Here is a 15,805-nt window from a genome sequence, read left to right as displayed (position 1 = left end):
ATGATTCCCGGATAATGCGATTGAGGATGCGCATTGTTATCAAGCCCCGATGCGCGCAAAAGCTGCGCAACGGGGCAGGAATTCCGGGAGAGTTGCGTTGCGAACAGTATGGAATCTGGCAGGTTTTTCGCTGGCGCTTGCCGCTGTTGCGCCCGTTAGCGCGAAGGCCGAAGCGCCAGCGGCTGCGGTCAAGGCTGCAACTGCAAAGACGCAAGCCAGTGCCATTGCCCATGCGAACCGGCTGATTGCGCAAATGACGGTCGAGGAAAAGATCGGCCAGATCAGCCAGCGCTTCGATATTGCATCACTGTTTCCCACAGGCACCGCATTGCCGCCGGGAATGCCGCCGCTGACCCCGCTGGACGATGTGGTGGCCAAGGGCCAGATCGGCGCGGTGCTGTTCGTCCATGATCCGGTTGTTGCCAACAAGTATCAGCGGCTTGCACTGGAAAAGACGCGCCTGAAAATCCCGTTGCTACTGGGTTATGACGTGGTCCATGGCATGAAGACCATGTTCCCCGTACCGCTGGCCAATGCAGCCAGTTTCGATCCTGCGGGCGTTGAAACGATCCAGTCGGTTGCTGCCAAGGAAGCGCGTGCGCTGGGCATTCACTGGACCTTTGCACCGATGATCGACATTGCGCGCGATCCGCGCTGGGGCCGCATTGTCGATGGTGCAGGCGAAGACCCTTATCTGGGCGCGGCGATGGCGCGGGCCCAAGTTCGCGGCTTTCAGGGCGCACATATTGGTGCGGCCGATCGTATCATCGCCGGGCCGAAGCACTTTGTCGGCTATGGCGCGTCGGTGGGCGGGCGCGATTATGATTCCGTCTATATTTCCGATGCGGAACTGCACAACGTCTATCTGCCGCCATTCAAGGCCGCGATCGATGCAGGCGCGGGCAACGTGATGAGCGCCTATATGGACTTCAACGATGTGCCCGCATCGGCCAACAGCTATTTGCTGAACGATGTCCTGCGGGGTGAACTGGGCTTCAAGGGCTGGGTCGTGACCGATGCCAGCGCCGTGCACAATCTGGTCAAGCAGGGCTTTGCGCCGGACAAGGCAGAAGCGTCATCGCGCGCGCTGATGGCCGGGGTCGATATGGAAATGTCGATGGCTCCCAATGCTTTTGCCACGCTGGCCGATCAGGTGCGCGCCGGCAAAGTGCCGATGAAGCGTGTGGATGAAGCCGTGCGCCGCGTGCTGGTGGCCAAATACCTGATGGGTCTGTTTGACAACCCGTTTGTGGACGAAGCAGCAGCGGAAAAGGTCATCAACGATCCTGCGCACCTTGCGGCATCGCAAGCTGCGGCTGAACGCGCGCTGGTGTTGCTCAAGAACGATGCGCAGGCGCTGCCGCTTGATCCCGCAGCGGTAAAGCGTGTGGCCGTGATCGGTTCGATGGCGGATTCAGCAGGCGATACCACGGTTTCACTGGCGTTTTCGCAGAAGGATGCCGTCACCGTGTTCAAGGGTGTTCGCGCGCGTCTAGCCGGGGTGGCCGAAGTGGAAACCGTTCCCGGCGTGCAATTGCGCAGGCTTAACCCATCGCCGCTTGACGGGCTGGTGCGTCCGGCCCCCAAATGGACACCCGAACAGGCCGCTGCCGAAATTCAGAAGGCGGTTGATCTGGCGCAGCGGTCCGATGTGGTGATCATGACGCTGGGCGAATCCACGAACATGAGTTCGGAGCAGGGATCGCGGTCCGATCTGGTTCTGCCGGGGGATCAGCGCAAATTGCTGGATGCGGTGCTGGCCACGGGCAAGAAGGTTGTGGTGGTGCTGATGAACGGACGCCCGCTGGACCTGACCGGGGTGCATGACAAGGTGCCTGCCATTCTCGAAGCCTGGTTGCCCGGATCGCAAGGCGGCACGGCGATTGCCCGTGCATTGTTCGGTGATATCAACCCCGGCGGCAAAACCCCCGTCACATGGCCGCGCAGTGTGGGGCAGGTGCCGACATATTATGCGCGCAACCTGACACATAACCCCGATACGGTGGGAATGCGGTATTGGGATGCGCCATCAACGCCGCTGTACCCGTTCGGCTTCGGCCTGAGCTACACCACGTTCACCATTGCCGATCCGGTGCTCGACAAGCCGGAACTGGCACCGGGCGGCAAGATCACGGTTTCGTCCACGTTGACCAACACCGGCCAGCGCGCTGGCGATGAAGTGGTGCAAATGTATATCCACCAGCGTGCAGGGCGTGCCTCGCGTCCGGTGCGCCTCCTGCAAGGCTTTCAGCGGGTTTCGCTTGCGCCTGGTGAAAGCCGCAAGGTGGAATTCACGCTGGATGAAAGCAACGTGCGCTATTGGAGTGCGGCGACAAAGGGCTGGGTGATTGATCCCGGCACATTCGATCTGTGGCTGGGCAACAGTGCAACGGCCAAGCTGCACACCACCTTCACGGTTGGCGGCAAGCCGAGTCCAGCGCAATAAGTTCGTGGTTCAGGGGACCGTTGGTGCGGTCCCCTGAAAACACGTCAGCCCTTCATCTGGATGGTCAGTGCGCTGCCTGCCAGGCCGGGGCTGGATACGCGGACGATCGCGTCCCCGCGCCGCTTCACCGGTTGCACAATGGCCATTGCCGTGCCGTGATAGCTGCGGGTCCGACCATCCTGGAAGCTTTCGATGCCATAAGGATTGGCTGAACCTGCCGCCCGCAATGCGCCGGCACCGGCCACTTCGAACACCAGAGGAACGGCGGCATCGGGCACAATCCGCCCTTGCGCGTCAGTCACTTCGGCAAAGACATAGCCAAGATCGCTGGCGTCACCCTTGATCACCTTGCGTTCGGCACGCAGCCGCAGCTTTGCAGGGGCGCCCACTGTTTCCAGCGTTTTGCGCGCCACTTCCTTGCCCCCGGCATAAGCGACCGCAACCAGCGTGCCGGGTTTGTACGGTACGTTCAGCGTGGTCTTCATCTTGTCGACATCGGTCAGCGCCTTGCGCGCCACTTCGGCACCGTTGAGCAAAAGCGCCACTTCCTGTGCGCTGGAATAGATGTGCACGACCATCGGCTGGGTATTGGCTTCATCCCAGTTCCAGCTTTCCAGCACATCGGGCCAGCCCCACGCGGTCTGTTCCTCGTGATAGCCTTCGGGCACGGGGCGCTGGACGAACAGCGCCAGCTTGGTGCGGCCCCAGACAACGTCACGATAATGGCTTGGCGGCTTTTTCTGGCCGAGCAGATCCACTTCGCCCGAGCCCGATTGATAGGCCGGATAATCCCACACATAGAAGTTGAGCATGGACACATCCATGCCGAAGATGATCTTCTTTTCTTCCTCGGGCGGCTTGGTGTTTGAACGCAGGCGCGATGATCCGCTGCCGACTTCACCGATGTAATCCTGACCGGTCCACAGGAATTCACCCATGTAGGCAGGGTTCTGGTCCATCCGCTGCTTGATGTCCCAGGCATCATAGGAATGGGTTTCGGTGGTCGTGAAGGTCAGGTCCGGATAGTCCTTGCTGTCCTTCATCACCGCGTTGAACGAATAGTTGTAGCTCGTGACGTCCAACTGGGCGCGGGCCGCTTCGCCCTTCTTGCCGGAATAGGACGCCGTAATCGCTTGCGTGATAAAGCGTGAAGCATCGTGTTCGCGGATGACGGCGCGCATCATCGTGGCAATTTCCACGCCGCGCGGGGAAATCGCTTCGTGGATTTCGTTGCCAATGCTCCAGAAGGCAATGCTCGCATGATTGCGGTCGCGGCGGATCATGTTGGCAAGGTCGATCCGCCAGTGCTCCTTGAAGAAGCGGTCGGTATATTGCTTCATCAGCTTGGGTTCTTCCCATGCGTCGTAAGCTTCGTCCATGACGATCATGCCCATTTCATCGCAGACATCGAGGAAATAAGGCGTGGGCGGGTTGTGCGAACAGCGGATGGCGTTGAAGCCGTGCGCCTTGGCCAGTTCCACCTTGCGGCGTTCGGCCCGGTCAATGGCAACCGCGCCCAGAATGCCATGATCATGATGCAGGCAGGCCCCCTGCAACTGGTGGGTCTTACCGTTGATCTGCAGGCCAAGCTTGGGCGAAACGGTGATCGTACGGATGCCGAAACGCTGGAAATAGCGGTCCGTCACCATGCCGTTGCTGCGCAGTTCGATCTCAGCGGTGTGCAGCGCAGGGCTTTGCGGCGACCATAGGGCCGGGCGCGAGAACGCAAGGTCTGCGGTAATGCGCGCAGTCTTGGCGGCGTCCACGGTCAGGCTGCCTGTGGTGCTGGCAACGGTCTTGCCCCGTGCGTTGCGGGCGATGATGCGGTATTCGACGCTGGTGGTTGCAGCGCCTGCATTTTCAACTTCGACGCCAATGGCAACGCGCGCGGATTGGGCATCGGCATCGAGGGTTGTGGTGGAAACACCATAGAGCGGCACGCGCACATTGCCGGTGCGGTTCAGCCAGACATGGCGGAACAGGCCGGAACCTGAATACCAGCGCGCGGTTTCCCCTTCATTGGCAACGCGCACGGCGATGATGTTGAGGCCATTGGCGTTGAGATGCGGGGTGAGATCGAAAGCAAAGCCCATGTAGCCGTTGATATTGCGGCCAAGCTTTACGCCATTGATCCAGACTTCCGTAATGAGGTACGCCCCATCGAAGCGGATTTCGACCTTTTCGTTTGCGATAAGCGGTGCCAGCGTGAAGTGCTTGCGATACCAGCCCACGCCGCCAACGGTCCAGCCCATGCCCCAGCCAAAACCGGTCTGGTCCACATCGAACGGCCCTACCTTGCGCGGTGGCCCGCCCGGCACAGTGGGATGAACCGAGGCCATGACGATCGGAACTTCGGGTGAGACGACGGGGGCGTCCTTCGGGTGCGGGCCGGGGTTCCACATGGCAACCGGCGGCACCCAGCCTTCGGCCTGTTTCGGTGCGCCGGGGCGGTCTTCGATGCTCCAGTCGTGAGGCAACGAAAGTTTGCGCCAGGCGGCATCGTCAAACTGCGGCAAGTGGGCATCTGCGGCATCGCCAAGGTGGAAACGCCAGTCGCTGTCGAACAGCATGTCGCGCATCGGCTCTGCTTTGCCAAGCGCCTTGGCGGTGGCTGCAGTGCTTGCAGCGATGGACAGGGCCATGCTGGTAGCGGCCGCGCCTTTTAAAATTGCGCGACGAGGAAAAGTGTTTGTCTCTATCGGCATGGGACTTGTTCTTTCAGTGGTAGAAAAGCTTAGTCGATATCAGGGTTCAAGGCCGTTTTCCGCGAGAAAGCCAAGCATCGCTTGTCTGACGAACTGGTTGCCAATGCTGCCACTGCGCAGATCAAAGCTATGTTCGGCAAAGGGCATTCTCAGCAGACGTGCCTTGATCCCTGCAGCGCTTGCCTTTTCGGCAAAGGCGTAAGCTGCTTCGGGCACCACCAGATGATCGGCTTCGGGGATGATCAGCAAGGTGGGCGGCGCTTTTGCGGTGATATGCGTGGCCGAACCGATTTCGTGATATCGATCAGGGTATTGCGCCGGTGTGCCGCCGGTATACCGCGTGGTCATCATGCGGCCGAACACGCCTATCAGCGGTGCCGGATTGTGGTACATCCGTTCAGGGTCGACGACAGGATAGAGCGCTGCGATGGCGCCAATCTTGGGAAGTGATCCTGCACACGCGGGCTTCAGGGTTCCGGCGTTGGCCATGTAGGCAATATTGATGGCAAGGTTTCCGCCCGCCGATTCACCCCAGAGCGCCATTCTTGCCGGATCGCCACCTAGTTGTGCTGCATTGGCTTTGGCCCATACAAGGGCACAACCAAGCAACGGCTGCGTGACATTCCATGTCGGCCTGTCTTCGGTTGCCAGCGGATACTCGAACGACATAACCAAATAGCCGCGTTCAGAAAACCAGCGAAGGTCGGCCTGGCGCTGGCGCAGCGTTTCGGCGCCCCACCCTCCGCCGTGAACATAGATGAAGATTGGAGCGGACCTGCCTGATGCTGCGCCGACCGGCTTGTATATGTCGATTGGCAAGTCCTGCCCGCCTTGGCGGGCATATATTATCGTCTGTGGTACAGCGCTGCCGACTGCCTGCCCGCTTGCAAGAAGGGCCTGAGCCAGATCGATCTTTACATCATTGGCCTGCGCCACGGATATTTGCCGAAGCTGTCCGAACGTCATGCCGAGTGTCGCCGTCAATGCCAGAAGTGCCACAACGAAGGCCATTCGCCTGCGGTTGCGGCGCCAACGAACACCAGCCCAGATTGCGCCGACCAGTGCCAGGATTGAAATCCATGGGCCATGGCTGGCCATCAACAGTGGGCCGACCTCACCCAGAACTGGGATGGATGGTGCGAACAGGCCGATGGCTGCGAGGCCCAGCAGAGCAAGTATGATCCCCGCCAGGCCGCGCAGTATCCGGGACGGAAACAATGCGTTCATGCTACCCTGCAAAATGCAAAAAACGCCGTTGAGACAACGGCGTTCATTGTTTGCCCGGGTGTCTGCTCGAAAACCATCTCAGATCGCTTTCATCGCGTTAACTTGCCGGGCTTGCTGGTGATTTGAGCGGGGCTGGTTCACAGCCCCGCTCATTAGCGAGTGTTCGATCAGCGTGAACCGAACGCGTAGCGCAGAGATACACCAATTTCACGCGGCGCATTGTACCGGACAACGTCGTAGCCAGAAGGTGCGGCAAACGACGGGAAGATCGTGTTTGCGGTCAGGATACGGTTAAGTTCGGTCTGCTTGTTGAAGGCATTCTTGGCGTAAACGCCCAGATCCCAAGCACCATCACTGTCGTTCAGGCCGAGGAACAGATCAGCCACGGCATAGGACGGTGTGTCCTTGAATGTCGTTCCGGTCCGGAAGTTGCCAAAGTTCGGGTTGTGGCCCTGAACGTTGACGTTGAACCGGAAATACGCCCCCATCGAATCCGTCAGCGGCTGCTGGTATGCGCCGTTGAAAGAAGCCTGGAACGGAGCCTGCGTGTTCAACACGGTTCCCTTGGCGATCGGGCAGGTGTTGATCGGGTTGGCAGCGTTGATCGGACGGGTCACGTCGTTGCAAGGGCCGGTACCTCCCTGCGACTTGATCTGCGAATAACTGACATTGGCGCCCAGCGTCAGGTTGTCGATCGGACGTGCAGCGATCTCGAGTTCGAAGCCACGTACGCGGGCATCGATGTTGCGATAGAATGCAAGGCTGGTCTGGGCGACGGCGTTTGCAACCGTATTGAAGTAGCGAACACCTTCGAACGTGGTCAGCTGATCTTTGTAGTCAAGCTGGAACACAGCCAGGTTTACCTGCAGGTTGCGGCTGAACGCCGACTTTACGCCGAGTTCGTAAGACTTTGCAGTCTCGGGCTTTGGCGTAAGGTAGATGCTTGGCAGGCCCGGGTTGTTGATCGCAGGCAAACCGCTGCGATAGGAGCTGCCGGTCGTCGCATAGACCATGAAGTCGTCGTTGAACTTGTGCGAAAGCGAGAACTTGTAGACCGCTTTCGAGTACTTGTCGTTGTTGCTCTGGCTGGAGTTGCGGAAGCCGTTTGGCAAAGCCGCGTCGCAGGTGCCTGGATAGGACTGGCTGGTAACCAGGAGCGGGTTGCGGGCAAATGCGCCTGCAATTTCGCACGAGGTGATCAGCGGCTGAAACTGCGCCGGGAACTGGCTGACGATGGCGGCCAGCGAACCTGAACTTACACGTGCAGCAAACGTCTTGATGTCAACTGCGACCGGGATGCTGTCCTTCAGGATAGCGATGCCGCCGCTGAGCTCGGTACGGTCCGTAATGTAGAAACGGATGTTGCCGTAGAAGCTGTCGAAACGTTGACCCAGGCCGATATTGGTCGAGCTGTTGAGCACATAGGCAGGATTCGGTGTGGTCACTGCACCCGGGAATGCGGTCGCAGGGTTGCCGAATGCCCCGGGGAGGTAGGTCGGAGCATCGAAGTTCTGAACACCGTCGCTGCTGCGCGAGAACCAGCCGATATCATAGTCGAACGGACGATCTGGGTTCTTGATCGACGAAATGCGAGCTTCGTTCGTCACGAACTTCGGCAGGCCAATGTTGCTAGGCGAGGTGAACGGCGAGAAGCCAGGCAGGATGTTCAGAGGATCGACCTCTGCAAAGCTTGGCTTGTTGCGGCTGAACGCCCGGCCATAGTTGTAGCTTACGGTGTGGCCCAACACTTCCCAATCCGCGCTGGCGGTCAGGATGTCGTAATGCTCATCAACCGAACCCGGGCGGTCCTGCACCGCAGCGCGATCTTCACCGGTCAGCGCAGGGCCGTTGAAATTGGCGGGAATGCGAATTGCGGCAAAACCGGGGCTGCCGGTGCCGACAACCTGCGCGTAAAACCGCTTCTGGGTCTTGCGGCGCTGGTACATGGCATTGAAGGTGAGTGTGTCGGTAGGCTTCAGCAGCACGGTTGCGCGCAACGTGCGGTCCTTAAGAAGCGGCTTGATGTTGCTGTTGACGCTGTAAATGCGCGAACCTTCGCCATCTTCGATATTGGCTGCAAGGCGGACAGCCAGCACATCCTTGATAAGTGGAATGCTGATCGCGCCTTGAATGTCGCTGTGGTTGGCCTGGCCGTAGAAGCCTGAAACGTAGCCACCCCATTCAGCGAGATCTGGCTTCTTGGTGGTCACGGTCACTGCGCCAGAGATCGATGGGGCGCCGCGCGTCGTGCCCTGCGGGCCGCGCTGTACTTCGATCTGGCCGATGTCGAAAAGGGTCGAGATCGTGTCACCCGGATTGAATGGCACTTCGTTGAAATAGATCGGGGTCGCAGGCGTGCCCGAACCCGGCTGCCAGGTAACGCCGCGCAGCGTGACCGAGGTGTTCGCCCCAGCATTCACCAGCGAAAGGCCCGGAGCGAGCTTGCCGATTTCGTCAACCGAGGTGATGTTCTGGTTGGCGAGCGCTTCGCCGGTGACCACTTGGACGCTGACCGGAACGTCCTGCAGACGTTCAGCGGTACGACGCGCAAGAACCAGAATTTCGCCAACCTGCGCCTGCGAATCTGTACTGTCGGCGGCTTCCTGCGCGAATGCTGCGGTCGGCAGCGTCAGCGCGAGCGCTGTCGTAGCAAAGAGCGAATTATAGAAAACCTTGGCCATTCAATATCCTCCCCAAAATCACTGACCCGATTGGGCCTAATGTCTCAACCTGCCTCTAAACCCATTTGGATAATGCAATGAGACATGCTCGTTCTAACTAACAGGGCTCATGGTCATCGTCAATTGTAGGAGTTGACGGGGGTGCGTTGATCCGTGCCTGTTGCATAATTGTAACCATCGCCCGGTGCATCAGCTGAGCGGCCAGCGCGCGGTGCCGAAGAAGTCCCGCCCACTGCCGATGACCCGCGCAGCGTCTGCGCTCCTCTCGGGTTGTCTGGCAAAGCAAACTGCCGGGGCATGGGGATTTACGTGGTCCGCATCGCGGTATTGATCGAGGTCGAGCGTGCGTACTGCAGCGATCAGGGATGCACGCCGCAGGATGAGTGCTGCCTCGGCGTCCTGCTCGGTTGCATCTTCGAGAGCACTAGCCAGCCGGTTGAGGGGAACGCCATCATACTGTGATCCGGCGATGCACTGATCGATGATGGACCACGCCAGAACTTCCTCGCCAGCACGCCACAGCCGCATCCGCGGGGGTGTGTGGTCGAAGTCGCCGTCTACGCGGTAAATGGTTGCGAAGTCGCTCTTTACTGCATGTCTTGCAGCAAGCAGCGCAAGGTCGAACAGATGCATGCATTGCTGAGCGCGATCGTTTGCCGACAAAGCGATCAGGTCGTCGAGGGGCTTTCCCTCAAGATCCGAGAGTCTGGCAAGGGCGCCGGGGCAGATGCTCCAAGGTGTGCGGATAGCTTCTCCGGTTACCGTTGCGACGATACCGTCGGCATGCGCGAGTTCCAGGGTGAAGTGATGGACGTCGTCTTCCATTTCGGCGCGTACGACCGCACCGCAGGACATGATCCGGACAGCACGGCGATACGAACCCCAAGGCTTTGGTCGGGGCGCTACTGGGCTGCGCTGCGATTCAGCGATTGCATCCGCCAATTCTTTCGGCCTCCCTGACCGGTGCTTGGGCGAGCTTCCGATCCCGCCTCTCAGAAATCAGAATGCAGCGCATGTGGATCATATTCAAGGCCTCGTAGCAACAGCGCCAAGAATCATTTGCAACACCCGGCATTATTGCAATAGTGCTTGTTCATTCATGGGTCTGGCCAGCCGAAGCAGTTTGGTGGGCGCCATTCCCCCGAAGATATCCCGGGAGAGCATTTTGGCGTCTAATTCAGGCCTCATGGCCAAGGCAGGAAACAAGTCGGTGCGCGTGGGTGCAGATGGCACTGCCTGGATCGAGGGTTACCGTTGTGAGGATTGCGGTGCTGTAATGGCGGTGCCGACGATGGCATGTCGGGCCTGCGCGAGCCGGGTGCCGCCGGCGCCTTACCGGTCAGCGCAGACGGGCAAGCTTTACACATGGTCGATTGTCCATCGCAGCTATCCCGGTGTGGCCGTGCCGTTTGTGTCGGCGATTGTCGATCTTGACGGTGGCCTTTCCTTCAAAGGGACGCTGAAGGGTGTTGCGCCCGAAGCGCTGAAGGCCGGATTGCCGGTGCGCCTCGTGTTCGATGATGCTGGCGGCACGAGCGATGCCGATGGCAGCCCCTATGTCGGCTTTCATTTCGTAGCAGGAGACGCCCAGTGAGCGATGCCTACATCGTCGGTGCGGGGATGATCCCCTTTGGCCGCTATCCCGACCGGACCTATTTCCAGCTTGCCGCTGACGCCACGCTGATGGCGCTGGATGATTGCGGCTTGTCGATCAAGGATGTCGGCGCGGTCTATGCCTCGTCGACCTTCAACGCAGCGTCGATGCTGGGCCAGAAGATGATGCAGCAGATCGGCCAGACCGGGGTGCAGATCGTCAATGTATCCAACGCTTGTGCATCGGGTGCAACCGCCGTGCGCGAAGCGTATGTGGCGATCAAGAGCGGTCTTTACGATGTGGTGCTGGCCGTTGGCGCTGAAAAGAACCCGCGCGGGATGCTGGCGGGATCGCCCGTGGATGGCCCACCGCCCGAAGGCCTGTTCGGTTCGGTATCGATGCCTGCGCTGTTTGCCGAAGCGGGCATGGTCCACGCCAATGCCTATGGCACGACGCTGGCCCAGTTTGCGCAAGTTGCGGTCAAAAACCATCATCACGCCACGATGAATCCAAAGGCTGCCTACCGCAAGGAAACGCCGCTGGAAGAAGTGATGGCCAGCGAAATGATCGCTTATCCGCTGACCAAGCTGATGTGTTCGGCCAATGTCGATGGTGCGGCAGCCTTGATAATGGTGTCCGAAAAGAAGGCCCGCGAACTGGGCCTTGGCCGCGCGGTGCGCTTGCGCGGGTCGGCACTGACGTCTGATCCGTTCGAGCCGCGCAATCCCGACATGCTCGATCCCAATTCGGTCACGCGCCTCGCCGTGGCGCAGGCTTATGAAATGGCCGGCATGGGTCCGGAAGATCTGGACCTTGTCGAGCTGCACGATTGCTTTGCGACCGCAGAAATCCTGCATTACGAAAACCTTGGCCTGTGTGGCGAAGGTGAGGCAGGGCGGTTTATCGATTCCGGCGCAACGGCGCTGGGCGGCAGCATACCGGTCAACGTATCGGGCGGGCTTTTGTCAAAGGGCCATCCGATTGGCGCCACCGGCGTTGCCAACATGGTTGAAATCATCGACCAGTTGCGTGGCGAGGCAGGTGCGCGGCAAGTGGCGGGTGCCCGGATCGGCCTCACCCATGTGCTTGGCTTTGGCGTGGGTGCCGCAGCTGGGGTCCACATTTTCGAAAAGGCCTGATGGCCGTGGTGTTGCGCGGCGCGTCAGGCGTGTTCGCGCACGAACCATGCAAACAGATCGGTGGCAACGGCGAGGGCATCTTCGCTGTTGCTATCATCACGTGCGGCCTGAAGACAGGCAAGGCTGAGTTCGCGCAACACGACTTTGGCCCAGGCCGAGGCGCGGGCGTTTTCAGGCGCGCGATTGGCCGCTTTGGCAAAGGCCGAAATGTGCGTTGCCAGTGTCTGGGCAAAGCGTTCGCTGGTGCGCTGGATGGCGTCCGGGGTATCCTGACCAATGCCAAGCCCGATGATCAGCGTGGCGGGCGCGCGTTCCCGGCGAACAAATCCGACTATTTCAGCGATCCATGCCTGCACCTGATCCCGGTCTGGCACCGGGCCATGCAGCAGATCCACCATTGCGCACAGCCCATCCTGATATTCGTCGGCAATCTGTTCGAGGATTTCTGCCTTGTCGCGAAAATGCGAATAGAGCGTGGTGCGGCGTGTACCAGCGGCATTGGCGATTTGATCGAACGTGGTGGCACCATATCCCTGCCGAAAAAACAATTCGCGCGCGGCCTGGCAGATGTGCGCGCGGGCAAACGCCTTTCGGGCAGATTGCAGCGTAGGGTTCGAAGGCAAAGGTACGACGGCTTCCATCACGTCACCGTAGCAAATACAAAGCGTTGTGTCCATTAATTGACATTAAGACTATTTATCGACACTGTGTCGAACTTTACGGACGAATCAACGGCAGCGCTGTGATTGCGCGCCCGCGCGCAGGAGAGAGAACATGACGAACGATCCCCTTCTTCAACCGTTCAAGACCCGGAACCTGACGTTCAAGAACCGCATGGTCCATGCGCCGACGACGATGAACATGTCTGACGACCGTGGCTATGTAACGCGGCAGGCCGTGGGGGCATATGAAGCGTTGGCCGCTGGCGGATTTGGCGCAGTGTGTGTGGGCGCGACCTGTGTCCGTTGGGAAGGCCTGATCAACGAACGCATGTTCGGCATTTATGACGATACCTACATCGTCAGCCACCGCGAACTGGTGGAAGTGATCCACAACAACGGCGCTCTGGCAGGCATCCAGTTGTTCTATGGCGGGTTGATCGTGGGGGCCGGTGCATCCACGCCGCTGGAACCGGGCAAGGGTTGGATTCCCGGCACCGTATCGCACGGTCCATCGGGCAAGTATCCCATCGGCAACCAGAAACCCGGCGTGGTGACGACCGAGGAATATGATTCACTGGTCGAAGACTTTGCGCAGGCCGCCCGCCGCGCCAAGGAAGCGGGCTACGATTATGTTTCGTACCACTTCTGCCATGGTTCGCTGCCGCACGTAACGCTGTCGCTGCTGGAAAATCAGGGCCGCAACGATGCTTATGCCGACCGATTCCTGTTCTGCGAACGGATCATCCAGCGCGCGCAGGAATTGTGCGGCAAGGATTACCCGCAAATCCCGCGCATGGTCTGCGAAGAGAACTTCGAAGGCGGCTATGACGTCGAATACTTCATCGAACATTATGCCACGCGCCTTCATGCGCTGGGCGTGGACGCGATGGACTGCACGTTCGGTTCGATGCTTCCGGCCAAGAGCCGCAGCCAGGAAGTCACGTCGGGCGAAGTGATCGGCGGGGGCTTCTATGTGCCCAACCTTGTAGCGCTGCCCTATATCAAACGTATGCGCGACGGGCTGAAGGCGCGCGGCATTGATATGCCTTTGATGGGATCGTGCAACATCAACACACCCGACCAGATGCGCACGATGATTGGCGAAGGCGCGGCCGACTTCTTTGCATCGTGCCGCCAGTCGCTGGACGACCCGGACTTTCCGCGCAAGATTGCCGAAGGCCGCGAAGAGGAAATCCGCAAGTCCACCCGCACCGGAGCATCGCTGCTGGCCGGCAACATCTTCAACAAGGGCGTGGCAGGTTCGGCCCAGAATGCCGCCTTCAGCCGGGACCGCGATTACCGCATCATCCCCACCAACCGCCCCAAGCGCGTGTTTATTGCCGGTGGCGGTTCGGGAGGCATGGAATATGCCATCACCGCCGACCAGATCGGCCATGATGTCACCTTGTTCGAAAAGTCGGACAAGCTGGGCGGCGTGATGAACTGGGCGGGGAATTACCGCACGTTGCGCAACATGGAGCAGATTGCCTATCAGCCTGAATGGCATCGGCTGATGATTGGCAAATCAAACGTCACGGTCCATCTTGAAACCGAACTGACGGTGGAACGCATTCTGGCCCAGAAGCCCGATGTTGTGGTTGTGGCAACAGGTGCCGTGGCGGACCTGCCCGATGTGGCAGGGCTTGATGCGGCACTGGAAAGCGGCTTTGCCCGGACGATCGACCGCGCGCTTGGCGAAGGGCCTGATACCCTGCCCGAAGGCCCCGTGGTGGTCTGGGGCGCAGCTGAAGGCGTGGAACTGGCGCTTGATCTGGCCCGCGCCGGACGCAGTGTGCGCTTGCTGGAACCCAAGGCCACTTTTGCCCCGACGTCCTATATCGGATCGCGAACCCGTTATGTGATGATGTGGGCAGGTGAAGTTGGCCTGAAGCCGGAAGTGGGCGTTGCTTTGGAAAATGTCGGCAATGGCACGGTCACTGTGACCCATGAAGATGGCAGCAAGGAAGAAATCGCCTGTGCAACACTGGTGGTTTCACCGGGGCGCGTGGCCCATGATCCGATTTCGACCCAGCTCGCCAAGGCCGGGATCCAGGTGCAAGTGATCGGAGACGCGCGCAAGCCGCGCTCCTACGGCAATTCGATCCACGAAGCTGCCTATCTTGCACGCAATATCTAAAGGGGATGTTTGATGCTTGATTGGCTAACTGATGATCAGCGCGCGCTTCGCGACATGGCTGAAGCCTTTGCGCGCAAGGAAATCGAACCGATTGCCAACCAGATCGATCTGGATGAGCACACACCGGATTCGTTGGTGCGCAAGGCTGCGGAACTGGGGCTGTACGGGCTTTATACTTCGCAGGATTATGGTGGTTCGGGCGCTGACCTGGTCTCGGTCTGTCTGGTAAGCGAGGAACTGGCCAAGGCCAGCCCTGCCTTTGCCGGCATGTTGACGGTGCAAATGGTCCTGTGCCCCAAGGCGGTCGAAATCCTTGGCACAGAAGAGCAGAAGCAGCGCATCCTGCCTGCCAGCGCATCGGGCGAACGGCTGATGGCCTATTCGCAGAGCGAGCCTGCGGGCGCGGCCAATATCGGCAGCCACCTGACCAAGATCATCCCCGATGCTGGTGCCAACGACGGCTACCGGCTTGATGGTTCGAAGCTTTATTGCACGCAAGGCACGGCAATGACCTGGCTGGTCATGGGCAAGACCCGCGCGCGCGACGGTGCAGAAGGTTATGGCTGCGTGATTGTCGAGCGTGATGATCCCGGGTTTGAAATTGCGCCGCATGAAAACAAGCTGGGCTGGCGTGGCACCAACACCGGTTCGATTGCTTTCAATAACGTCCGCATTGATGAGGACGATATTCTGGGTGATTTGCTGAAGGGCGGCTTTTCCCATCGCGCGGCCAATCACGCCAACCTGCTGGCGCATGTTGCCACGTCGATCGGCTGTGCGCAGGGTCTGTTCGACAAGACGATCGAATACGTCAAGGATCGCACGCTTTACGGCAAGGCCATGTCCGAACTGCAGCCGCTGGGCTATTGGCTGGCCGAATGTCATTCCAAGATCACCGCTTGCCGTGCACTGTTGTATGATACCGTACGCCAGTTCGAAGCGGGCACGGTTTCGCCCGAAGCGGGCAATATCTGCAAGGCCTTTATCGGGGAAACCTGCTTCGATGTCTGCGTCAAGCTGGTGCAGATGTGGGGCGGCAGCGGCATCATGAATTCAACCGGCGTCAACCGCTATATGCGCGATGCGCGCGCCAAGTGCGTTGCCGAAGGTGCCACCGAAATGCATTATGCCATCATTGCAAACCAGCTATTGCATGGACAACCAACGCTGGTGCCTTCGAACATCGTGAAGGCAGCCAGCGCATAAGCAACACT

Annotated in this window: 10 protein-coding genes; 5 read left to right on the top strand and 5 right to left on the bottom strand. The window is 59.6% G+C overall.

The annotated features are described in order from the left end of the window. Positions 1–97: 97 nt before the first annotated feature. Positions 98–2,446, top strand: coding sequence for a beta-glucosidase BglX (gene bglX, locus RM192_RS18060; protein ID WP_311509044.1), 2,349 nt, complete (start codon positions 98–100; stop codon positions 2,444–2,446). Positions 2,447–2,490: 44 nt separating this feature from the next. Here the strand turns inward: bglX and RM192_RS18055 are convergent, their stop codons facing one another. From RM192_RS18055 to RM192_RS18040, 4 genes are all read right to left on the bottom strand, one after another. After that, on the bottom strand, positions 2,491–5,088 hold the full coding sequence (locus tag RM192_RS18055) for a glycoside hydrolase family 2 TIM barrel-domain containing protein (RefSeq protein ID WP_311509043.1): 2,598 nt from the start codon (positions 5,086–5,088) through the stop codon (positions 2,491–2,493). A gap of 102 nt (positions 5,089–5,190) precedes the next feature. Further along, positions 5,191–6,378 (bottom strand): alpha/beta hydrolase, encoded by a 1,188-nt coding sequence (locus RM192_RS18050; RefSeq protein ID WP_311509042.1) that lies wholly within the window; start codon positions 6,376–6,378, stop codon positions 5,191–5,193. Between the two features lie 167 nt (positions 6,379–6,545). Next, a complete protein-coding gene (locus RM192_RS18045; protein WP_311509041.1) occupies positions 6,546–9,059 on the bottom strand; it encodes a TonB-dependent receptor domain-containing protein in 2,514 nt (837 codons plus the stop codon). Between the two features lie 189 nt (positions 9,060–9,248). Continuing rightward, positions 9,249–9,914: a hypothetical protein gene (locus RM192_RS18040; RefSeq protein WP_311509040.1), complete on the bottom strand. Its 666-nt coding sequence runs from the start codon at positions 9,912–9,914 to the stop codon at positions 9,249–9,251. Between the two features lie 310 nt (positions 9,915–10,224). On the opposite strand from RM192_RS18040, the gene RM192_RS18035 reads away from it, so the two are divergent. Both RM192_RS18035 and RM192_RS18030 read left to right on the top strand, forming a co-directional pair. After that, on the top strand, positions 10,225–10,653 hold the full coding sequence (locus RM192_RS18035) for an OB-fold domain-containing protein (RefSeq protein ID WP_311509039.1): 429 nt from the start codon (positions 10,225–10,227) through the stop codon (positions 10,651–10,653). Then, complete coding sequence (locus RM192_RS18030) at positions 10,650–11,792, top strand: thiolase family protein (RefSeq protein WP_311509038.1); 1,143 nt, start codon at positions 10,650–10,652, stop codon at positions 11,790–11,792. The genes RM192_RS18035 and RM192_RS18030 overlap by 4 nt, the downstream gene beginning before the upstream one ends. 23 nt (positions 11,793–11,815) lie before the next feature. Here the strand turns inward: RM192_RS18030 and RM192_RS18025 are convergent, their stop codons facing one another. Beyond that, entirely contained in the window at positions 11,816–12,433 is a 618-nt protein-coding gene (locus RM192_RS18025) for a TetR/AcrR family transcriptional regulator (protein ID WP_311509036.1), read from the bottom strand. A 133-nt stretch (positions 12,434–12,566) separates the two neighbouring features. Here RM192_RS18025 and RM192_RS18020 point away from each other — a divergent pair, with 133 nt between their 5' ends. Beyond that, positions 12,567–14,591, top strand: coding sequence for an FAD-dependent oxidoreductase (locus RM192_RS18020; RefSeq protein ID WP_311509035.1), 2,025 nt, complete (start codon positions 12,567–12,569; stop codon positions 14,589–14,591). 12 nt (positions 14,592–14,603) lie between these two features. Further along, a complete protein-coding gene (locus RM192_RS18015; protein WP_311509034.1) occupies positions 14,604–15,797 on the top strand; it encodes an acyl-CoA dehydrogenase family protein in 1,194 nt (397 codons plus the stop codon). Positions 15,798–15,805 lie beyond the last annotated feature (8 nt).

It is taken from the genome of Novosphingobium sp. MMS21-SN21R, from assembly GCF_031846015.1.
Lineage (GTDB): Bacteria > Pseudomonadota > Alphaproteobacteria > Sphingomonadales > Sphingomonadaceae > Novosphingobium.
The sequence above is the reverse complement of the archived record's forward strand: the minus strand, read 5'-3'. Positions and strand labels throughout refer to the sequence as shown.